The sequence below is a fragment of the Clostridium sp. 7_2_43FAA genome (genome assembly GCF_000158375.2).
GTDB lineage: Bacteria > Bacillota > Clostridia > Clostridiales > Clostridiaceae > Clostridium > Clostridium tertium.
This window is the reverse complement of sequence record NZ_JH815222.1, coordinates 450,584-471,305: the sequence shown is the minus strand read 5'-3', so window position 1 is coordinate 471,305 and position 20,722 is coordinate 450,584. Positions and strand designations below refer to the sequence as shown.

General features: G+C 27.0%; 23 protein-coding genes, 1 pseudogene and 1 riboswitch. Of the genes and pseudogenes, 3 read left to right on the top strand and 21 right to left on the bottom strand.

The genetic code is table 11. The features are described 5' to 3' along the window. Positions 1-26 precede the first annotated feature (26 nt). A pseudogene (locus CSBG_RS03800) lies at positions 27-211 on the bottom strand (transposase); the annotation flags it as partial. A 161-nt stretch (positions 212-372) separates the two neighbouring features. Next, the gene (trmB, locus tag CSBG_RS03795; RefSeq protein ID WP_008677221.1) at positions 373-1,026 is read right to left on the bottom strand and encodes a tRNA (guanosine(46)-N7)-methyltransferase TrmB; all 654 of its coding nucleotides are present in this window, start codon (positions 1,024-1,026) and stop codon (positions 373-375) included. A 303-nt stretch (positions 1,027-1,329) separates the two neighbouring features. Between trmB and CSBG_RS03790 the strand changes: the two genes are divergently transcribed. Then, positions 1,330-2,094 carry an EFR1 family ferrodoxin gene (locus CSBG_RS03790; RefSeq protein ID WP_008677220.1) on the top strand — a complete coding sequence of 255 codons (765 nt, stop codon included), beginning with the start codon at positions 1,330-1,332 and terminating at the stop codon, positions 2,092-2,094. A gap of 365 nt (positions 2,095-2,459) precedes the next feature. On the opposite strand, the gene CSBG_RS03785 is transcribed toward CSBG_RS03790, so the two are convergent. After that, on the bottom strand, positions 2,460-3,107 hold the full coding sequence (locus CSBG_RS03785) for a hypothetical protein (RefSeq protein WP_008677218.1): 648 nt from the start codon (positions 3,105-3,107) through the stop codon (positions 2,460-2,462). 307 nt (positions 3,108-3,414) lie between these two features. Beyond that, positions 3,415-4,101, bottom strand: coding sequence for a transcriptional regulator YeiL (gene yeiL / locus CSBG_RS03780; protein ID WP_008677216.1), 687 nt, complete (start codon positions 4,099-4,101; stop codon positions 3,415-3,417). Positions 4,102-4,369: 268 nt separating this feature from the next. On the opposite strand from yeiL, the gene CSBG_RS03775 reads away from it, so the two are divergent. Next, positions 4,370-4,792 carry a DMT family transporter gene (locus CSBG_RS03775; protein ID WP_008677215.1) on the top strand — a complete coding sequence of 141 codons (423 nt, stop codon included), beginning with the start codon at positions 4,370-4,372 and terminating at the stop codon, positions 4,790-4,792. Between the two features lie 9 nt (positions 4,793-4,801). Then, positions 4,802-5,257: a DMT family transporter gene (locus CSBG_RS03770; protein WP_008677213.1), complete on the top strand. Its 456-nt coding sequence runs from the start codon at positions 4,802-4,804 to the stop codon at positions 5,255-5,257. A 47-nt stretch (positions 5,258-5,304) separates the two neighbouring features. On the opposite strand, the gene CSBG_RS03765 is transcribed toward CSBG_RS03770, so the two are convergent. The 17 genes from CSBG_RS03765 to CSBG_RS03685 all read right to left on the bottom strand — a co-directional run bounded on the left by CSBG_RS03765 (position 5,305) and on the right by CSBG_RS03685 (position 20,294). Further along, positions 5,305-5,853 carry an NADH peroxidase gene (locus CSBG_RS03765; RefSeq protein WP_008677212.1) on the bottom strand — a complete coding sequence of 183 codons (549 nt, stop codon included), beginning with the start codon at positions 5,851-5,853 and terminating at the stop codon, positions 5,305-5,307. A 371-nt stretch (positions 5,854-6,224) separates the two neighbouring features. Further along, a complete protein-coding gene (locus CSBG_RS03760) occupies positions 6,225-6,932 on the bottom strand; it encodes a phosphatase PAP2 family protein (RefSeq protein WP_008677210.1) in 708 nt (235 codons plus the stop codon). Positions 6,933-7,278: 346 nt separating this feature from the next. Next, positions 7,279-8,772 (bottom strand): cobyric acid synthase, encoded by a 1,494-nt coding sequence (locus CSBG_RS03755; protein ID WP_008677208.1) that lies wholly within the window; start codon positions 8,770-8,772, stop codon positions 7,279-7,281. Further along, positions 8,765-9,430: a diphthine--ammonia ligase gene (locus CSBG_RS03750; protein WP_035284987.1), complete on the bottom strand. Its 666-nt coding sequence runs from the start codon at positions 9,428-9,430 to the stop codon at positions 8,765-8,767. The genes CSBG_RS03755 and CSBG_RS03750 overlap by 8 nt, the downstream gene beginning before the upstream one ends. A gap of 15 nt (positions 9,431-9,445) precedes the next feature. Further along, a complete protein-coding gene (locus CSBG_RS03745; RefSeq protein WP_035284984.1) occupies positions 9,446-10,201 on the bottom strand; it encodes an ABC transporter ATP-binding protein in 756 nt (251 codons plus the stop codon). Between the two features lie 10 nt (positions 10,202-10,211). Continuing rightward, entirely contained in the window at positions 10,212-11,246 is a 1,035-nt protein-coding gene (locus CSBG_RS03740) for an iron ABC transporter permease (RefSeq protein WP_008677207.1), read from the bottom strand. Continuing rightward, entirely contained in the window at positions 11,233-12,150 is a 918-nt protein-coding gene (locus CSBG_RS03735; RefSeq protein WP_008677205.1) for an ABC transporter substrate-binding protein, read from the bottom strand. Before CSBG_RS03735 ends, CSBG_RS03740 begins: the two co-directional genes overlap by 14 nt. 203 nt (positions 12,151-12,353) lie before the next feature. Then, positions 12,354-12,531, bottom strand: a riboswitch (cobalamin riboswitch). A gap of 55 nt (positions 12,532-12,586) precedes the next feature. Continuing rightward, entirely contained in the window at positions 12,587-13,660 is a 1,074-nt protein-coding gene (gene cobD / locus CSBG_RS03730; protein WP_008677203.1) for a threonine-phosphate decarboxylase CobD, read from the bottom strand. Then, on the bottom strand, positions 13,660-14,604 hold the full coding sequence (locus CSBG_RS03725; protein WP_008677202.1) for a cobalamin biosynthesis protein: 945 nt from the start codon (positions 14,602-14,604) through the stop codon (positions 13,660-13,662). The genes cobD and CSBG_RS03725 overlap by 1 nt, the downstream gene beginning before the upstream one ends. A gap of 32 nt (positions 14,605-14,636) precedes the next feature. Further along, the gene (locus tag CSBG_RS03720; RefSeq protein WP_008677200.1) at positions 14,637-15,245 is read right to left on the bottom strand and encodes a histidine phosphatase family protein; all 609 of its coding nucleotides are present in this window, start codon (positions 15,243-15,245) and stop codon (positions 14,637-14,639) included. Further along, positions 15,238-15,627 carry a bifunctional adenosylcobinamide kinase/adenosylcobinamide-phosphate guanylyltransferase gene (locus CSBG_RS03715; protein ID WP_008677197.1) on the bottom strand — a complete coding sequence of 130 codons (390 nt, stop codon included), beginning with the start codon at positions 15,625-15,627 and terminating at the stop codon, positions 15,238-15,240. Before CSBG_RS03715 ends, CSBG_RS03720 begins: the two co-directional genes overlap by 8 nt. 216 nt (positions 15,628-15,843) lie before the next feature. Beyond that, positions 15,844-16,599, bottom strand: a complete 756-nt coding sequence (locus tag CSBG_RS03710; RefSeq protein WP_008677194.1) for an adenosylcobinamide-GDP ribazoletransferase — start codon at positions 16,597-16,599, stop codon at positions 15,844-15,846. Further along, positions 16,596-17,147, bottom strand: a complete 552-nt coding sequence (locus CSBG_RS03705; protein ID WP_008677191.1) for a bifunctional adenosylcobinamide kinase/adenosylcobinamide-phosphate guanylyltransferase — start codon at positions 17,145-17,147, stop codon at positions 16,596-16,598. The genes CSBG_RS03710 and CSBG_RS03705 overlap by 4 nt, the downstream gene beginning before the upstream one ends. Further along, positions 17,144-17,677, bottom strand: coding sequence for a cob(I)yrinic acid a,c-diamide adenosyltransferase (locus CSBG_RS03700; RefSeq protein ID WP_008677189.1), 534 nt, complete (start codon positions 17,675-17,677; stop codon positions 17,144-17,146). The genes CSBG_RS03705 and CSBG_RS03700 overlap by 4 nt, the downstream gene beginning before the upstream one ends. A 14-nt stretch (positions 17,678-17,691) precedes the next feature. After that, complete coding sequence (cobT, locus tag CSBG_RS03695) at positions 17,692-18,786, bottom strand: nicotinate-nucleotide--dimethylbenzimidazole phosphoribosyltransferase (protein WP_008677188.1); 1,095 nt, start codon at positions 18,784-18,786, stop codon at positions 17,692-17,694. A 156-nt stretch (positions 18,787-18,942) separates the two neighbouring features. Further along, on the bottom strand, positions 18,943-19,422 hold the full coding sequence (locus CSBG_RS03690; protein WP_008677186.1) for a hypothetical protein: 480 nt from the start codon (positions 19,420-19,422) through the stop codon (positions 18,943-18,945). 188 nt (positions 19,423-19,610) lie between these two features. Continuing rightward, positions 19,611-20,294: a pseudouridine synthase gene (locus CSBG_RS03685; RefSeq protein WP_008677184.1), complete on the bottom strand. Its 684-nt coding sequence runs from the start codon at positions 20,292-20,294 to the stop codon at positions 19,611-19,613. Positions 20,295-20,722 lie beyond the last annotated feature (428 nt).

The following is a 20,722-nucleotide window of genomic DNA, read 5'->3' as shown; positions in this document are numbered from 1 at the left end:
TTTCTATAGTTCTTTTTAATTCATCTGGAGTTTCTTTTCTTTCATATTTATTTCTACCTAAATGTTCTTCCATTTCTCCTTCTAATATATTTTCAAGAACATCTTTAACAAGCTTCTGAATAAGCCCATTTTTCCCCATAACATCATCAATAGTTTTACATTTCTTTACTTCCTCATTGTAATCAAAGTTGGTATTAATATTCTTTGTCATAATTTTTCCTCCTAAATTTATATAGTATATTATTCCAAAACCACCAGCTGTTCATACAAAAAAACAGTAGTTAGTTTTGTTTTTACACAAAACTAACTACTGTCCCTTTAAATTACACTGCCTCTCATAATGAGGCTTTTTACTTAACTCTTTATTATTTTCTATCTACTTGCAATTAAAAACTTAATCTTTATTCCTTGTTCACTAAACATATTTTCATGCTCTGTTCTAACATTTCCTACAAAATCGCTTTTATGTAAATCATATGTAATATATTCAATATTAAATCCCGCTTCCTTAAAATATTCTATAGATTCATCAAATAACTCATCATCATCTGTCTTAAAGTATATTTCTCCATCTTCTGCTAAGAAGTTTTTGTAGTTTTCTAACTGTCTAGTATGAGTAAGTCTTCTTTTTTTATGTCTTTCCTTTGGCCAAGGATTACAGAAATTTATGTATATTCTATCTACTACATCTTCTTCACTAAAAATATCATTAATTAAGGCAATTTCCTGAGCCATTAATTTCAAATTATTTATTTCTTTATTTTTATCTTCATACGCTTTTTCTATATTTCTTTTTGCTAACACTAATACTTCATCTTTGATATCAATAGCAATATAATTTATATCTTCATTTTCTGATCCATGAACAGCTATAAATGTTCCTTTTCCACATCCTAGTTCTAAGTATATAGGATTATCATTAACAAATGACTGTTTCCATTTTCCTTTATTTTCACTTGGATTAGTTATAAAAAAATTACATGCTTCTAATTCTGGTCTAGCCCATGGCTTTTTTCTTAATCTCATGTTCTTCACTCCATATATTATAATTCATAATCATTATACAGATTTTATATATCATATACAACATATAAATATCCTTCCTTCTAATTTAAAGATGTTGAATAGGCAGCCACTATTTATTAAAATGTCATTTATTTCATACCTTACTGAAATTATAAATCATGAAGCAATTTATTAGTGAAAAGTTAAGAGTGAGACATTTACAAATATGCTATAATTAACTAATAATTGCATTATAATACAGAATAAAGATAAATTATATAGAATAATAGATAGAGTTAACTTTAGAGGGGAGATATAGAATATATGAACGTATTTGAAATTTATTTTAGTCCTACAGGTGGAACTAAGAAAGTAGCAGATTTAATAAGCAGACAATTTGATTACGAAAGAATAGAATTAGATTTGTTAAATGCAATAGAAGATTTCTCAAAATTTACCTTTAGTGAAAAAGATCTTTGTATTATAGCAGTTCCGTCTTTTGGTGGGCGTGTTCCAACGATAGCAATGTCTAATATTAAGAAGCTTAATGGAAATGCTTCAAAAGTCATTTTAGTAGCAACATACGGTAATAGAGCATATGAAGATGTATTATTAGAATTGAAAGATACATTAACAACATTAGGGTTTGTCTGCATTGCAGCAATTGCAGCAGTTACAGAACATTCCATTATGCATCAATTTGCTACTGGTAGACCAGATTTACAAGACAAAGAAGAATTGATAAAATTTTCTGATGAGATTAAAGAAGTTTTAAAACAGGCAAAGGATACTAAAGATTTATATGTACCGGGGAATAATCCGTATAAGGAATATAATGTTATTCCTTTAGTTCCAGAAGTGAGCGAAGAATGCGAGAAATGTGGGCTCTGTGCTATAAAGTGTCCAGTTAATGCTATTTCAAAAGAGAATCCAACATTGGTAGAAAAAGAAAAATGTATTTCTTGCATGCGTTGTGTAGCTATTTGTCCAAACAAATCTCGAAGTGTAAATAAAGAGTTACTATTGGCAACTTCAAAAAAATTAGAAAAGGCATGCTCTAAAAGAAAAATGAATGAAATTTTTTTATAAATATTAAACTCATTTTTATAAATTGCGAAGCAATTTATTAGTGAAAAGTTAGAAGTGAAAGAGTGAAAAGCTTAGGATATTTCGCTACGCAAAATTTAATCTATAAGTGCAAAGCACCTTTTATTAAAAAAATCCTGTAAGGATTTTCTCCTTAACTTTTTCCCTATTAACTATTTCACTCTTCACTATTTTGCTTCGCAAAATATAACTTAAGCAAATTAAATATAAACACAGAAAATTTGATATCTAATTTTATTTATGTTTATTAATCTCCATCAGTTTAAAATAGAGCCTTTAATTAATAAAAGGCTGTCATAGACAGCCCTTAAATCTGAAATATAAAATTAAAAATTATGCCACATCTCTTACTTTTTTGTAACTTTAATTTTTATTATGTTAGCTGATGCATATTTATCCACTTCATCTTTATATGAATCTAAATTTATCGCAGCTTTTTCTGAATCATCTTCTTTAAACTTTACTAATCCAATTAATGTAGCTTCCTCATCTAAGTTCTTCCCTACTTGATTTACTTCTGACTTTGAATCAAAATCTATGCTTTCTCCATAAGTTTTAGTTATCTTATATTCTGGATTCTTAGCATCTTTTGTATTTTCTTTATCTACTTCTGCAATAGAATATATAGATTTATCGGCTTCTCCGTCATTTGCTCTCGCTGCATTCATTATTATATGTATTATTGAGTCCTTTTCTATAGTTTCAGTTGTATATTTAGTTAACTCTTTTGTTTCAATTAACTCACCATTATTGTATTTTTCCATATATAAGTTCACATCATATTGAGAATCCTTTGGTAATACCATTGATGCTACAGTACTTTTGTCTTCACCATAATTTGCAGATTCTAATAATAATTCAACAACCCCTTGAACTTGCTGATTTACTATCTTAACATCACCTTCTGGCAATTTAGCTCCACCCGTTGTACATCCTGCTAAACTTGCTGTTATAACTACTGCTGCTACTATTGCTGATAACTTTTTCATTTTCATCTGTTTTCCCTCACTTTTAATAATTATGATATGATAATTTAATTATATCATATGTAAATTTTCTAATATATATGTTTCACCTAATAATCAACATAATTAACAATAATATAATATTTAAATAATTAATAAATTTATTTATGTAAAACATACTACAAAAACAATGTGTACAAATCATTGTTTTTGTAGTATATAAAATACTAACTTTAAATAAATACCATATATTAGCAAGCATCTAATTATATCTACACCTTATTTCAACTTAAATATAAATTTTATAAAATATCTTTTAGCAAAGATATTATTCATGCTAACTATATATATCTGCAGCTAATTCTTCAAGATTTTTATAATCTATAATAATATAATAATCTTCTTCCTTTTTTAAAATATTTTTATTACATAATCTATTTAATGTTCTTAATAAATGCCTATAGCTTGTACCTAACAATTCAGATATTACAGTTAAAGTTTCATCAAATTTAATAATTTCACTATTTTTATCTGTACCTATTGAAATTATATAGCTTGCAACTCTATTTTCTAGTGGATACATTAAATTTATAGATGCATTTTTGGATGATCTTTTAAGTTTTTTTCCTAATGAGTTACACAAGAAATTCATTAAATTTGTATCATTATAGTAAATATTTCTTAATACTTTTAATGGTATGCCGATGCAAATACACGGCTCTATAGCTTCAACATTACAACTAGCAAAATCATTAGTAATTAGTTCTAAGTCCCCTAATGTATCTAATTCTTTATAAAAATCTAATAACAATAGTTTCCCATTTTTTAATGTTGTATAAACTTTTGCCTTTCCTTCTACAAAAAACATTAAATACTTAATCTCTTCCCCCTCTTGAAAAATTAATTCTCGTTTATTAAAAAATAGGATTTCAGAATTCTTCCTAATTTCATCATTAAATAAATTTTCAATCTTATTCAATCTTATATATTTTTCTATTAAATTAATGTCCTTTACCCTCTGCATTTTTTCTCCTTAAACCATAAATTTAAATATTAAATAAATAATGTATACTATTCAATTAATATTCTACTAAGTAAAAACAATAGTATATTAAAAAGTTAATATACTTAAGTAAAATGGCAAAATTGAAAGCATATATTATTTAATTTTTTATTATACATTACTAAAATATAAACTTTATTGCAAATTATATATACTAATTATGACATATGTCCTAATAAAATATAATTCTTTTATGCTAAATTTATAAAAAAGCCTAAGGAGAATCAATATGTATAATTTTTTATCTTTATTTACAGGAATATTAATTACTATCATGGTTAGTTTTAATGGAGTTTTATCTCAAGCTATAGGTAATTATTCTTCCTCTTTAATTATTCATCTAAGCGGATTTATTATATTACTAGTAATTATGTTACTAAAAAAATATAAGATATCCTTTAAGAAAAAACTTCCTATTATATTGTATAGTGCTGGAGTAATTGGAGTTTTTACAGTAATTTTTAATAATATAAGTTTTAAAGGATTAGGAGCTTCTTTAACTATATCATTAGCTCTTCTTGGACAAACTGTATCTTCTTTCACAATAGATAGTTATGGTTTAATGGGAATGAAAAAAGTAAGATTTGAAAATAAAAAGATATTTGGTTTATCAATTATCACATCTGGAATAATTATTATGACATTTTTTTAGGAGGATTTTATGTTATATATTTTATTAGCAATTTTATCTGGAGTCTCTGTTGTTTTATCAAGAATAGTTAATTTTAAGCTAGCTGAAGAAATAGGAACTTTCCAAGGAACATTTTTTAATTATTTAACAGGTTTCATAACATCATTAATATTTTTCTTTCTTACTAAGGACTATATTAATATAAGTGAATTATCTATTCCATTTTATGCATACCTCGGAGGTACAATTGGTATTTTAGTTGTTTTAATGTTTAATTACATCACACCAAAAGTATCATCTTTTTCATTATCACTTTTAGTTTTTATAGGCCAACTATCTATTGGAATTATTATAGATTACTTTTCTAATAATACTATCTCTGTTGGAAAAATATTGGGTGGATTATTAATTTTGTTAGGACTAAGCTATAATATATTTATTGATAAAAAGGCTCAGGAAACTGAAAGTTTAAATATAATTGAATAATAAAAAAGGTTTAGTAAATTAATACTAAACCTTTTTCTATTTATAAATTAGTTTTGTCCAAAATATCTATCTAATAATCCCTTGAATGCTTGTCCATGTCTAGCTTCATCTTTACACATTTCATGAACTGTGTCATGGATTGCATCTAAGTTTAATTGTTTAGCTAATGTTGCTAAATCTTTCTTTCCTTGGCAAGCTCCGTGTTCTGCATTTACTCTAGCTTGTAAGTTAGCTTTTGTATCAGCAACAACTACTTCTCCAATTAATTCTGCAAATTTTGCAGCGTGTTCTGCTTCTTCGAAAGCTATTCTCTTATATGCTTCTGCAACTTCTGGGAATCCTTCTCTATCAGCTTGTCTTGACATTGCTAAGTACATTCCTACTTCTGTACATTCTCCTACGAAGTTAGCTTGTAATCCTTCCATAACTCTTGGATCTACATCTTTAGCAACTCCTACTCTATGTTCATCTGCCCAAGCTAAGTCTCCTGATTGTTCCATGAACTTATCAGCACCTACCTTACATACTGGACATACTTCTGGTGCTGTATCCCCTTCATGAACGTATCCACATACTGTACAAACAAATTTTTTCATAATTTAAACTCCTCCTAAATTCCACATTATTTATATACTTAATTTTTATATAAGCTTTACTTTATGTTTTTATTATATAATAATTATTATTAGTTGTAAATAGTTTTTTATAAATTATTTTAAATTATTTATAATTAATATATAAAAAGTTAAAATACATAAGTTACTTACTTAATCATCAACTTGAAATCAGCAAAGGTTATATATCACTAACTTGAAAACAAAAAAATATGAAATTTATATATAACTAAAGAAAAAGCAAAGCATAATGCTAAGCTTTTCTCATAGAACTGAACTAAAAATGAAATCATAATCTCCAAATCATTACTATCAATTATAATATTCTTCAAAATGAAACTATTTAATAAAAGTTAACTTATAGAAATATCATTTTTTTCTTTTATCTTATCTATTAATTTGTAAGGTAATAATAAGATATTGTCTATGTGCTTGTCCTCTATCTTCTTAGAGATTGAAATTACTATTTCACCTAATACCATGGCTGCTATTCCATCTAAGATAAAATGCTGTTTTATAAATAAGGTAGATAAAATAATTAGAATTCCAACTATTTGAGTGTAGTAAAACCATGATTTATTTTCTTTTCTATTTGTGTACCTCATAATTATATAAGTATTTAATACATGTATAGATGGAAAACAATTAAATGGCCTATCATTTTGGTAGATAATATTAACTAGTTTATTAGGCAAATTATTATTAACAACTGTTGGTCTTACTATTTCTACTGGAAACAAATAATAAATAAAGTAGCAGATAAACATACCAATGTACACTGCTAAAAGAGCCCTTATATATTTCCTACGATCTTTTAATAAAATAAATATTAGTCCTATGAAAATATAAATATACCAATATATATAAGGAAAAATAAACATCGATATAAAAGGTATTTCTTTGTCTAAAAACAAACTAAGATTTTTTCCTTTTTCTGCAATAGCCCCTAAGATAACATAATTTATATTTATCAGTGGGAATATAGCAAGCCATATTAAATCTAACCATTTTAGTTCATTTAATTTATATTTTACTATAAACTTTTTTAATAAATCCCTCATTTTTAATCACCCCCATAAAAAACATAAGTTATATAAAATTACTTCTTACTAACTATTTTACAATATTTAAATTATATTGTGCATTTAACAATTAAGTTTAAGAATTTTATAAGATTTCCTTTAGATATTCTTTAAAAAAGTAAATAGATATCTTTGTTTAACTCATTGTCCTCATCAACTTCAGCGCAAACCTACATATCTACTCTTGAAAATTTTAAAAATGAAATTATAAAAATAGGGATGTATCAAACACCCCCTTAATTTAAATTATAATATTTTGATTATTTAACATCACTATTTCAAATATAATTTTTTCATTATGTAATAGCACTATCTCCTAATAACATCATATCTTTATTATTTCTTCTAATTTTTTCATATCTATATTATCTTCCAAAATTTTAGAAAGTTCATCAAACTGCTTTAATTTATATTCATTATAACTTGTTATATCTTCAATTATAGCTTCCATATTATTTAATTCTAATAGATACTTTATGAAAGCATTTAAGAACTCTCCACCATCAAATATACCGTGAAGATAAGTTCCCAAAACTGTGTAGTCTTTATTTGTAACCCCTAATATTTCTCCACTATTTATCTTAATGAATGGAATTGCATTTTTATTTACATTACTAATACCATTATGGATTTCATATCCAAATACTTCTACATCCTTAATAGGAGTAATTTTATCTAAAACCACTTTTCCTTCAGATTGCTTTGTTACTTTAGTTTTATTAAAGCTAGTACATATATCTAAAAATCCAAATCCAGTTTCTGATGTTATATCTCCTTCTACTCCTAAATCATCTTTAATTATATTTCCAAGCATTTGATATCCACCACAGATTCCTAAAATCAAAGTTCCACTTTTTTCAAGTTCTATAATCTTGTTAAATATTCCATTCTTCTTTATAGCTCTTAAATCTTCTATAGTATTTTTACTACCTGGTATTATTAAAAGATTAGGATTTCCAATATCACTTGCACTTTCTACATACCTTAAAGATACTTGATTTAATCTTCCTAATGAATTAAAATCTGTAAAGTTTGACATATAAGGAAGCCTTACTACTACAACGTCTAACTTTCCACTATTAATATTTTTATTTTTTAATCTTTCAGTTACACTATCTTCATCCTCTATATCTAAGTCAAAATAAGGCATAGCTCCAAGTACCGGTATTTTTATAATATCCTCTAACTGTTTCATTGCAGGCTTAAAATATTCTACATTTCCTCTAAATTTATTTATTATTACACCTTTAACTCTTTGTCTTTCCTCTTCATCTAACAGCATTATTGTTCCAACTACTGATGCAAATACCCCTCCCCTATCAATATCTGCAACTAATATAACAGGTGAGTTGCTCATCTTTGCCATAGACATATTAGCTATATCAGTGTCTTTTAGATTTATTTCTGCACAACTTCCTGAACCCTCAAGAATCATTAAATCATAACTTTTAGATACATTATTAAAAGTCTCTTTAACTATTTTCTTTAATTCTCTATTTAAATCTTTATACTTATATGAATCCATAGTGCATTGTACTTTGCCATTTACTATAACTTGTGTTTTCATATTTCCACTAGGCTTTAAAAGAATTGGATTCATCCAGGCCTTTGGTTTTATTTCACATGCATCAGCTTGAACAACCTGAGCTCTTCCCATTTCAAGCCCTTCTTCTGTTACATATGAATTTAACGAAATATTTAATGCTTTAAATGGTGCCACATTAAATCCTTTATTTTTAAAATATCTACAAAAAGCTGTTGCAATTGTACTTTTACCTACTGATGAAGCAGTCCCAAGCAACATAATACTTCTACTCATTAATAACACCTACGATATCTAAAAATCCATGCGTTTCATTTGTAATTATTCCATTTTCCTTAAATTTAATTGGATACTTAAATAACGGACCATCAAACACGAAAGTATGATACTCTCCATTTTCTCCACATGCATCTGAGCCTGTCTTAATTATATCCTTCACTACTTTATGTGTTAATTGTTTTCCTAAAAAATCAGTTGATAATGCATTTAACCTAACATTTTTAATAACAGTCTTAAATCCAGTATCTATAAATTCGTAAGTTAGCTTTTCCCTATTTTCAAGCCAAAGTGGGAAAATAGCTTCCATTTCTACTTCATTACATCTATCTGTACACCATGTTCTATGTGCTTCTAAGTCTATATCTCCAAATACACAAGCTTCTGCACCTAGTTCAATTTTAGCCTTATGTAGTGCTTTTTTAAATGCTTCTGAATATTCTTCACCCTCACATTTTACAAGTAAAAGAGGAATTCCAAGTGATTTTGATACCTCATTTAATAAGTCATTTGGCACCCCATGAAACCATGATCTTAAAACTTTTTTATCAACTGTAATAAGTAAAGCAGCCGGCTTATGCCCTTCTCTTATCATTCTATATAAAGATAATGTGCTGTCTTTTCCGCAACTATATGACATGACAAACTTTTTCTTCATTTAAATTATTCCTTTCTATTTCCATTTTTCCAATGTTCTTACCATAAAAGTTTTTATATCTATTCCATAAACCTCTTCCAAATCATCGCTATTTAGCACTTCTTTTGTATTTCCATTTCTCTTTATGACTCCATCATTAAGCATCAAAACTCTATCTCCATAATTTTGAACTAAATTTAAATCATGTAATACAGCTATAACAATCTTATTTTTTTCTTTAGCCCAGCTTTTAAGATAATCTAATATCTCAATTTGACATCTTAAGTCTAAATGATTTGTTGGCTCATCTAAAAGTATAACTTCCGGATCTTGTGCAAATGCTCTTGCTAAAAATACTCTTTGAAGTTGACCTCCAGATAGTTCACTTATAAGCTTATCTTTTATATCAAGCAACCCAACCATCTTTAAGCTTTCATTTATAACTTCCTCATCTTTTTTACTTAGTCTTGAAAAAATACTATTTAAATGAGCATACCTTCCTAATGCAACTGTTTCAAAAATAGTATAAGGAAATTGTATATTAGAGCTTTGTGTCATTAATGCAATCTTAGTTGCAAGTTCCTTTCTTTTTAAAGCATTTATATTTTTCCCATCTAACTTAATTTCTCCATTAAAAGAAATCAAATTAGATATAGCTTTTAATAAAGTACTTTTACCACATCCATTAGGACCAACTATACATAAGTTTTCTCCTCTATTTATGTTAAAACTAACTTGTTTTACAATATTTATTCCATTATAGCCACAACAAACATTTTTAACTTCTAACATATTAAATCACCTACTTTGATTTTTTAAAGTATAAATAAGCAAAAAATGGAGCTCCTATTATAGCTGTTACTGCACCTACTGGAAGCTCTGATGGCACTATTATAGTTCTTGAAATTAAATCAGTAATCACCATAAGACATCCCCCAAATACAATTGACATAGGAATAACATATGAATGTTTGGATCCAAATATCTTTCTCACTATATGTGGAGCAATTAAATCAACAAATCCTATAGTTCCACTTATTGATACTGCTGCTCCCGTTAGTATTGCTACAAATAAGAAAAGATACTTTTTAACTTTTTCTGCTTCAACACCAATAGATTTTGCTTGTTCTTCTCCAAATGTTAATACATCCATTTCTTTAACAAATGCCATTATTCCTATTATTCCTATTAAAAAGAATGGAATTCCAGCTTTAAGATAACTCCATCCCCTCATAGAAAATGATCCCATTTGCCACATAGTTATAGCTTCTATCTTATTAGTAAATAAGGCTGTTATAGTTGTTAACGCCGCATTAAAGAATAAAGAAAAAACCATTCCTGACAATATAATGGTACTATTTGATAATTCTTTATCTACTTTACTTGCAAATACTAACACTATTATCATAGTTAATAAACTACTTATAAATCCAACTAGAGGTAGTGAAAAGTTTCCAAGGAAAGGGATAGATATTCCTGAAACTACTAAAAGCCCTACTCCTAAAGATGCTCCTGATGATACCCCTAAAGTGTAAGGTGATGCTAATGGATTTTTTAAAACCGATTGTACTACAGCCCCACTAGCTGCAAGTGCTCCTCCAACAGTAAATGCTAATAGTACTCTTGGCAATCTAATACTCCAAATTATCGCAACATCCTTTGCTTCAATACCTTCTAGTAAATTTGCATTAAATACTTTATGAAGTATTATTGAAATAATATCCATAATACTAATATTGGAACTTCCGATGGAAGTTCCAATACAAATTATTAAGATAACTAGTGGTATTGATAATATCATCAATGTTTTACTTTTTTTATCTTTACTTATATTCATTTGGATAAATAGCCTTAGCCATTTCTTTTAAAGCTTTTATAACATTTTGAGATGGTCTTGCTGATGCATTTTTATCTATTCCATAAACTTGACCTTCTTTTATAGCTGTTATACTATCCCATCCATCACGACTCTTTATATCATCAACTGCCTTTACTCCATTTATATCAGGCATATTTGTTAATATAACATCTGGATTAGCTGCAATTATTGATTCTGGAGTTGGTGATATCCATGATTTTTCATTAGCAAATATGTTTTCTGCTCCAATTATTTCAATCATTTCATTTAAGAAAGTATCTTGACCAAAACTACTTAATTTAGCTCCTGATCCTATTTCAAAATATACTTTCTTCTTATCTGTTATTTTATCTCCAATAGCCTTTATAGACTCTACTTCTTTTTTCATGTTATCAACAATTTCTTTTCCTTGCTTTTGAGTTTTAGTTATTTCAGCTATAAACTCTATATCTTCATATATTCCATCTATACTATAACTACTTGGAATATAAACAACTGGGATTCCAGCTTCTTTAACTAATTGAAATGGATCATTATCGCCTACTTTGTTATGTCCTGACGCAATAATTATATCTGGTTGTAATGATATTATAGTTTCTGCATCTGGATTTCTAAAATCTATTTTAGGTAGATCTTCACTTATTCCTTCTACATCTGCTGAATATTTATCTATAGCAACTAATTTATCTGCAAGTCCTAACTCAACTAATACCTCTGTATTAGATGGTGCAGTTGATATAATTTTTTCTACTTTCTTTGGTAGGGTAAATTCATTTCCCTCTCTGTCCGTCATAGTTTTTGTAGTTTCTGCACAACCAGCAAATAATGCTATAGAAAATAACATTGCAAAAACTAACGAAAGAATTTTACTTCCTTTTTTCATAATACTTTCCTCCTAATTTTTTATTAGGGCTTATTTTATAGAAATATAACTTTTTCTACAAAATAAAAAGGCATACTAAAGAGTATGCCTAAAATACATATTTAATAATTTTAAATTATTGAATAATAGAAAGTAGCTTGTATATTCTATTAATAATAACTTAAAACTATAATAGTATTCCTATTATCTCACCCTCAGAAGATAACAGTCCGTCTATAGAAGGCAGGTCTCCCGGCTTTACTTCATCCTACTCTCTAACCTTCCCGCGCATCTTGCAGTGGTATTAATAGATTTCGTCCATTTCACGGTTACTGGGGTAGCTCAGGAATTTCACCTGATTCCCTATTAAGCTTTAAAAGCACCTTATATAGCTAAAATAGTCTAAATTTCAAATAGAATTATATTATTAATGATATAATATGTCAATTGAAATATACTATTTTATTATATTTTTTAAAGTGCTTATAAACTTTTCGTTTTCCACTCTAGTTCTAACTGCAATTCTATAATAATTCCTATCTAAGCCTTTATAGTTACCACAACTTCTTATAATTATATTTTCACTTAACATTTTTTCCTTTAAATCTATAAACTCCTTAGTTTTAAACATAATAAAATTTACTTCTGGTTTAAATACTTTTATTGGCTCTATCTTACTTAATTCATGAAATAAGAAATTTTTTTCATCTTCTATATATTCTATCGTGTCATCTATATATTCTTTTTCATCTAAAGCAACTATAGCCGCCCTTTCAGCCATAACATTAATATTCCAAGGAACACTTATGTCATCTATCTTTTTTATAATATCTTTATTTTTTGATATACCATAACCTATTCTGATTCCTGGAATAGCAAAGAACTTTGTCATAGATTTTATGATAAATATATTATTATAATCTTCTAATAAGTCTATTGCTGTGTAATTTTTATTATCTTTAACGAAATCTAAAAATGATTCATCTATAACTACTATTGTATTAGTTTTTATAGCTTTCCTTGAAATCTTCAATATTATGTCCTTATTAGTTAAATTCCCTGTTGGATTGTTTGGATTACATATAAAAACTATGTCTGTATCTTCAGTTATATAATTTAATATTTCTTCATTTATATTCCAATTATTATTTTCTCTTAAATAATAATATTCTATACTTCCATTAACACTTAAAACTGCTTCTTCATATTCTCCAAATGTCGGTGCTGGAATAAGTACTTTTTTAGGTTTTAACGCTCTAACTAAATTAAATATAACCTCTGCTGCACCATTTCCTAATGTTAAATCTCTAATTTCTATATCTTCAAATTTGCTTATTGAAGATTTTAAATCAAAATATGTTATATCCGGATATCTTTCTATTTTATCTATTGCTCTTATAAGCTCCATCTTAACATTCTTATTTGCTCCAATAGGATTAATATTGGCAGAAAAATCTATAAGCTTTTCTTTATTTAAATTATATTTTCTTGATAACTCATCTATATTTCCACCATGAACTACCTTACTCATTATAAAAGACCTCCAATTAAAGATAAAATCATTGCCACTAAATAGCTAAGAAATGATACTAAATACAGAATATTATTAGTTTTATATACATCTAAAACTTGTATTTTCTTTACTTCATCTCCTATAGTTGGCTTTTCTACTAACTTTCCAAAATAATAATTAGCTCCACCTAATCTAAGCCCCAGAGCCCCTGCAACTGCTGCTTCTGGATGAGCACTATTAGGACTACTATGGTTATTCCTATCTCTTATGTAAATCTTAAAACTATTTTTATAATTTAGTTTTAATATTAATGCTGCAATTACTATAAGTATTCCACTTAATCTAGCTGGTATATAATTGAATACATCATCTAATTTTGCTGGAAAAAATCCAAAATCCTTATACTTTTCATTTTTATATCCAAACATAGAATCCATAGTATTAACAGCTTTATATACCATTGCAAATGGCGCACCTAAAAGTCCAGCATAAAAAATAGGAGCTACTATACCGTCAGACATATTTTCTGCTATAGTTTCTACTACTGCACGTAAAATAGCTTCCTTATCTAAATCTTTAGTATCCCTACCAACAATATAAGAAAGTTGCTTTCTTGCTCCCTCTATATCGTCTTTTAATATATATGATATTACCTTCAATCCTTCTATTTTTAAGGCTTTTGTTGAAATACAAAAATATATTATTATACCACTTATAATTATTCCTAAAATATGATTAATATTAAAACTAATTTTAATTATATAGTAATTAATAAAATAAACTATTAAAACACTAAAAATCCAAGTCAACAATCCTGCTATCTTTAAAGTATTTTTGCATAGTTTTCTAAATATGCTTTCTAAAAATCTACAAGTATTACCTATTAATCTTATTGGATGAACAGGATTTTGAGGATCTCCTATTATTAAATCCAAAATATATCCTATAGTTAGTTGTATCATTTTATCTCCTTTTATTTTAATTCTATCTCTTCTTAACTTTTTATTTCTAAAACTTCTTTTATTATAAAATTATTATTTTCAAATTCTATTATAATCTTATATCCTTCTCCACATTTAGGTTGCCAGCTATAAAAGTTTTTACTATTATCATAAAAACATTCTAATATAGTTCCTATTGTTCCTCCATGTGAAATTAGTAAAACTGACTCATATCCATTTGAATTTATAGCTTCTATAAAATTATTAAACTCTTTCTTAATACGTTTTTTATATTGATTTTTACTTTCACCATTTGGACATCTTACATAACCAATTTCATCCATAATCCAATTTATATAGAGCTTATTCTCTTTTAAATCCTCATAGGATTTCATTTCAAAATCTCCAAAATCATATTCAAAAAATCCTGATAATTCTTCATAAGACTCATCTTCATAAAGAATCTTAAAAGTTTCATTTGCTCTAACTGCTCCACTAGTAAAATATTTATTGCACCTTGGATATCTCATTATTGATTTTAAAGTCTTTAACTCTTTAATTCCTTGCTCACTTAAACTTACATCTGTTTTACCACAATATAATCTTTTTTCATTACAAATAGTCTTACCATGCCTAATTAAATAAACTTCAATACTACTCATCTTTGATCACCATTGGAATTCCACAAAAAACTCTATATACTTCTTTAGAATTCTTACTTAAATATTGAAGGCACTTTCCAGTATTCTCTCGCCATATTCTATCTTCTTTTTTCAATGGAACTATCCCTTCACATATATCATCACTAATAATTATTTTATCTTTAAACAAACTTTCATTTTCCAAAATATATTTTAATGGGTCTTGATTTTCTAAAGACATTTTATAAGTTAAATTCTGAAATTTATTTATTACTTTTTTTGAAAAATCTATTTCTAAATCATCTATATTATTTAACGTTAATACTTCTTCGTCAGAAATATTAAATTTTTCTTTAACAAAGCTTAATTTTCCATTATAAGCTCCACCAAATACAAGAATCAAAATTAAACACACCCTCCTTAATATTTTGCTAAGCAAAATAGTAAAAAAATGAAATAATGAAGAAGTGAAGAATTAAGGAGGTTTTGCTCTGCAAAACTTAAATTTATTTGTGTAAAGCACTATTTATTCAAAAATCCTTAAGGATTTTTTACCTTAATTTTTTCATTCTTTCATTTCTTAATTATTTCATTACTAATAAATTGCTTGCCAATTTATTTATATTATTGCTAAACACAGTACTCCTATTAATTCTGAAATTACAAGTCCATATCCTGCACTGTCTCCTGACATCCCACCTAATTCCTTTGTACTTTTATTTACTGAAATTAAAGCTGAAATTATCATTCCTAATGAAACTATAAGCCCCTTATATCCAATAACATATATAAAAAATAAAGTTGATATAAATAAAAATAAATATAAAATAAATATATCTGCTTTTCCTGTTTCTTTTTTAAAGTATGACCCAAGGGAACTTTCCTTCATAGATTCTTTTTTTAATAGCATAAGCCCCATCAAGCTTCTTGAAATAATAGGTATAATAATCAATCCAATTATGTTTTCTGTTTTGTCTACTAGTGTATAGATAGATGCAAAATCAATTATAAATAAAATTGCTAATGATATTACTGCAAAAGCTCCTGTATTAGGATCTTTTAATATTCTTACCTTTTCTTTTTGATCTCTTCTTGATAATAAAGCATCACATACATCCATATATCCGTCTAAATGCAACATTCCTGTTATAATAAATGGAGTTACCATAGTAATTGCCGCTATCAAAATTGTAGATATATTAAAAATACTAATAATTTTATAAATAGCATAATGTATTAATCCTACAACAAGCCCCACTAATGGATAAAGCTTCATCATATGCCTTACTCCATTATCATCCCATTTCTTATATGGCATAGGTATTACTGTAAACATACCTAGTGCCATTATAAAAGCATTTATTAACTTCATCATATTAAATCACCTACATATCTTTTTCCCTTATGAATTATATTATTATTAAAACAACATTCTATAACAATATCTGATATCTTAGCTAAATTTATATTTATTTTTCCTATTTCTCTTCTGAAAGCTTCTGTATAATCATCATAAACTATAGAATCACTAAATAAATAATCTGTTACTATAACTAAGTTTATATCTTTACTAGATAATTTTTTTATTCCATCAAATATTTTTTCACTTACATTCATTATAAATTGCTCTTCAATAAACATTTCATTTGTAACTATTGATGTAACACTATCTAATAAAAGAGTATCTCCTTTTTTTACTTTTGCTGCTACTTCTTCTATATTTCTACCTTGCTCAATTGTTTTAAATCCCCAACCATCTCTTTCTATTAAATGATTATTAATTCTTTTTATATCTTCTTTATCGTAAGGCTTCATTGTAGCAATATAGTATAAATTGCTATCTTTAGATTCTAACTTCTTTGCTAAGCGTTGGCCAAGCATTGATTTTCCACTTTTAGATCCACCAACTACTAATATAATCATTTTTCTATTCCAATTCGTGCTGGAACTTTTTTATCTACAAATGGATGTTTTATTAGATTTACTTCAGAGACATAGTCTGCAAGTTCAATTAAAACTTTATCAGGATTTCTTCCCGTTAATACTACCTCTAAATTTTTAGGCTTACTTTTTAGGAAGTCTACTACTTTATCTAATTCAAGTATTCCATATGTTAATGATGCCATAATTTCATCCATTATTAATAAATCATATTCTTCTTCTACAGCCTTTTTTGTTACTTCTTCAAATCTCTCTCTATGCTCTTTTATAACATCTAGTTTATCCTCATCACTTAAATACTTAAAAAACTTCTTCATTGGTTCACCAAAAAGAACATGAAAATTATCATTTAATTTCTCTATAGATTTTAATTCTCCTGATTCATTATCCTTTAAAAACTGAGTAAGTAATACCTTATATCCTCTACCAGCAGCTCTTACCCCTAATCCCATTGCCGCCGTTGTCTTTCCTTTTCCATTTCCACAATATATATGAATAAGTCCTAAATTCATTTAAATTCTCCTATCTACAATATAACTTTTTTATCCTTAACTTCTTCTAAATAACTCGGATCTATTTCTGCTTCACTAAAAGTTGCCATATTATTCATCATTGCACATGCATATTGAACTACAGAAAAAGCTATTGGACATCCACTTCCCTCTCCAAGTCTCATATCCAAATTAAGCATTGGTTCTAATCCTATATTATCCATTGCAATATTGTATCCAATTTCCTTTGAGCAATGAGATGATATAAGATAATCTTTAACAAACTTATTTAGTTTAGTAGCTATTAAAGCAGCAACTGCTGATATAAATCCATCTATTACAACAGGTATTTTATAATATGAAGCTCCTAGGAAAACCCCTACCATTCCAGCTAAATCAAATCCGCCAACTTTAGCTACTACATCAATTGGATCATTAGGATTAGGCTTATTTAACTCTATCGCTTTCCTAACTACTTGCTTCTTCTTATCAAAAGCCTCATCTGTTAAACCAGCACCTTTTCCTACAACGTCTTCAATTTCACAATTTATTAAAGCTGCTAAAACAGAACTACTGGTGGTTGTATTTCCTATTCCCATTTCCCCAACACCAATTATGTCATAGCCCTTTTTCTTAGCTTCTCTAGCCATATCAATACCTATATAAATCCCTTCAACACACTCATCATAAGTCATAGCTGCTTCCTTTGCTATGTTATTAGTACCCCTTCTAATTTTTCTATTTATTGCTTCTGGTATCTCACCTTCACAATCAACACCAATATCAACTACTAATAAATCAGTATTATTCTCTTTTGCAAGAACTGCAACCCCTGTCAGTCCTTTCGAAAAATTAATAGTTTGAGCTAATGTTACATATTGAGGAGCAGATGCTATTCCTTCTTCTACAACTCCATTATCTGCCGAAAAAATTACTATACACTTTTTTTCTATTTTATTTTTTATTTTTCCTGTTACTCCAGATAATTTAACAGCAATATCTTCAAGTTTACCTAAACTTCCAAGTGGCTTTGCTAAAGAATCTACTCTTCTTCTTGCTTCTTCTTTAGCTTTATAATCTATTTCATCAATATTCTTTATTACATTTTCAACTACTTCTCTATGATTCATGCCGTCTCCCCCTCGTCTACTTCTTTTTGTTATGATATATTAAAATTCATCTAAAAGTCAATAAAGCACTATTTTTATATTTTCATATACAAAAAATCCACAGTTTAATCTACTTAAACTGCGGATATACCATTAATAACCTAATAGTTATAAATCTTAATTATGCTTTTCAAAAATAATTTCTGAAGAATTAGGCCAAATATTACTTTTATTTACAAGCTTTATTTTTATATTTTTTACACTAACCCCATTTAAAAATATTTCTATAAATTCCTCGTCATTGCCTGCATATGAACCAAAGAGTATTAATCTATCAATTTCCTTTTCAAAATCTATTATCTCATAAATCTCATAATACATAAGTTCTCTTCCATATGAAGGATACTTTATTTTATTAATTGAAATATAGTCATTAAATTTGTAAATAAACTCTCGTGAAAATGAATCTCCAATATTTTTTAAATATACTTCCTTCTTATCCAAGTCCGAATCACTACAATAATTTTTATGCTTATTAACTATCGATAAAATCTTATGTATGCTATCCTTTGATATTTTAAAGAATTCATTATAATTAAAAAAACCTTCATATAGTACTGTAGTTGATAGAATTTCATCTATTTCAATACAATTCATATTAAGCCTCCTTTAATTTCAAATATCTCCCCATTACCCCTTTTTAAATAATCATCTATTTATATTTTTATACTTTTTCACTTAATTTTAAAGTCCTATTTTCTTCAAAAATAGTCATAAAAAAATAGGACTATAGTCCTATTCCAAAAGATTTTTTATTATTTTATAAAAAATTATTATATATTACATTAAATTTCATCTATAAGCTTACTTATAACTTCCTTATTTATAAACTTCCATTGTCCTAATTCTATATCATTGGACATAATATTCATTATCCTTATACGCTCTAATTTTATAACATTATATCCAAAAGCTTTGGTCATTCTTCTTATTTGCCTATTCAGTCCTTGAGTTAAAATAATACTAAATATATTTTTATCTATTCTTCTTAATTTACATGGTCTTGTAATAGTTCCTAATATCTCAACCCCATTAGACATTCCCTCAATGAAACTTTCGTCAAAATCTCTATCTATGGTGACAATATATTCTTTTTCATGATAACTATCAGAAGATAATATTTTATTTGCTAATTCACCGTCGTTTGTCATTAAAATTAACCCTTGAGAATCCTTATCTAACCTTCCAACTGGAAAAACATAATCTTTGTAATTCAAAAAATCAATTATATTATTATCTATCTCTCGTGCAGAAGTACAAACTATTCCTGGCGGTTTATTTAATGCTATATATACCTTTTCCTTAGGCTTTATTTTTTCACCATCTAATAATATTTCATCACTTTCCTCAACCCATTGACCTTGCTCACAGAGCTTTCCATTAACAATTATTCTTTTATCCTCAATCCATCTACTTACTTCTTTTCTTGAACAATATCCATAATTACTTAGTAATTTATTTATCCTCACTGCACAAATTATCCTTTCTATCTCTGATTTTTATATTATATATTTGTTTGAATTAATAATCCATATTTATATTTTGCAAATATAAAGGCTACGATAACTAGATATGTCCCATAAGCTAAATAGCTACGCAAAGAAGTACTAGGCTTATTCCACATATTCTATTTATCTTCGCCAACTTATATTCTGCCACTTTATACAGTTAACTTAGGAATTAGCCTCATTACTGATATGTATTAAATTGGAGATTTTATTATAATGAGAAACTATAATTCTTATTTAAGATATCTAAGATGGCGTTAAGAATTTTTATTGTTTGAGCGTAGCGAGTTATAAAAATTTAGTCATCTTAGATATCTTAAATTTAGAATTGTATTCGAAATTATACGAAAATCGGAAAGTTAATACATATCAGTAATGTTAATTCACAA

What these genes read in the sequence shown, in the direction of transcription:
- CSBG_RS03755 (WP_008677208.1), bottom strand. Translation starts at nt 8,772, where the DNA reads ATGAGTAGAAGTATTATGTTGCTTGGGACTGCTTCATCAGTAGGTAAA.
- CSBG_RS03790 (WP_008677220.1), top strand. Translation starts at nt 1,330, where the DNA reads ATGAACGTATTTGAAATTTATTTTAGTCCTACAGGTGGAACTAAGAAA.
- CSBG_RS03740 (WP_008677207.1), bottom strand. Translation starts at nt 11,246, where the DNA reads ATGAATATAAGTAAAGATAAAAAAAGTAAAACATTGATGATATTATCA.
- cobT (WP_008677188.1), bottom strand. Translation starts at nt 18,786, where the DNA reads ATGAATCATAGAGAAGTAGTTGAAAATGTAATAAAGAATATTGATGAA.
- cobD (WP_008677203.1), bottom strand. Translation starts at nt 13,660, where the DNA reads ATGAGTAAGGTAGTTCATGGTGGAAATATAGATGAGTTATCAAGAAAA.
- yeiL (WP_008677216.1), bottom strand. Translation starts at nt 4,101, where the DNA reads ATGCAGAGGGTAAAGGACATTAATTTAATAGAAAAATATATAAGATTG.
- CSBG_RS03735 (WP_008677205.1), bottom strand. Translation starts at nt 12,150, where the DNA reads ATGAAAAAAGGAAGTAAAATTCTTTCGTTAGTTTTTGCAATGTTATTT.
- CSBG_RS03720 (WP_008677200.1), bottom strand. Translation starts at nt 15,245, where the DNA reads ATGAGTAGTATTGAAGTTTATTTAATTAGGCATGGTAAGACTATTTGT.
- CSBG_RS03710 (WP_008677194.1), bottom strand. Translation starts at nt 16,599, where the DNA reads ATGATGAAGTTAATAAATGCTTTTATAATGGCACTAGGTATGTTTACA.
- CSBG_RS03705 (WP_008677191.1), bottom strand. Translation starts at nt 17,147, where the DNA reads ATGATTATATTAGTAGTTGGTGGATCTAAAAGTGGAAAATCAATGCTT.
- CSBG_RS03775 (WP_008677215.1), top strand. Translation starts at nt 4,370, where the DNA reads ATGTATAATTTTTTATCTTTATTTACAGGAATATTAATTACTATCATG.
- CSBG_RS03750 (WP_035284987.1), bottom strand. Translation starts at nt 9,430, where the DNA reads ATGAAGAAAAAGTTTGTCATGTCATATAGTTGCGGAAAAGACAGCACA.
- CSBG_RS03745 (WP_035284984.1), bottom strand. Translation starts at nt 10,201, where the DNA reads ATGTTAGAAGTTAAAAATGTTTGTTGTGGCTATAATGGAATAAATATT.
- CSBG_RS03700 (WP_008677189.1), bottom strand. Translation starts at nt 17,677, where the DNA reads ATGAATTTAGGACTTATTCATATATATTGTGGAAATGGAAAAGGAAAG.
- CSBG_RS03765 (WP_008677212.1), bottom strand. Translation starts at nt 5,853, where the DNA reads ATGAAAAAATTTGTTTGTACAGTATGTGGATACGTTCATGAAGGGGAT.
- trmB (WP_008677221.1), bottom strand. Translation starts at nt 1,026, where the DNA reads ATGAGATTAAGAAAAAAGCCATGGGCTAGACCAGAATTAGAAGCATGT.
- CSBG_RS03690 (WP_008677186.1), bottom strand. Translation starts at nt 19,422, where the DNA reads ATGAATTGTATTGAAATAGATGAAATTCTATCAACTACAGTACTATAT.
- CSBG_RS03770 (WP_008677213.1), top strand. Translation starts at nt 4,802, where the DNA reads ATGTTATATATTTTATTAGCAATTTTATCTGGAGTCTCTGTTGTTTTA.
- CSBG_RS03725 (WP_008677202.1), bottom strand. Translation starts at nt 14,604, where the DNA reads ATGATACAACTAACTATAGGATATATTTTGGATTTAATAATAGGAGAT.
- CSBG_RS03760 (WP_008677210.1), bottom strand. Translation starts at nt 6,932, where the DNA reads ATGAGGGATTTATTAAAAAAGTTTATAGTAAAATATAAATTAAATGAA.
- CSBG_RS03785 (WP_008677218.1), bottom strand. Translation starts at nt 3,107, where the DNA reads ATGAAAATGAAAAAGTTATCAGCAATAGTAGCAGCAGTAGTTATAACA.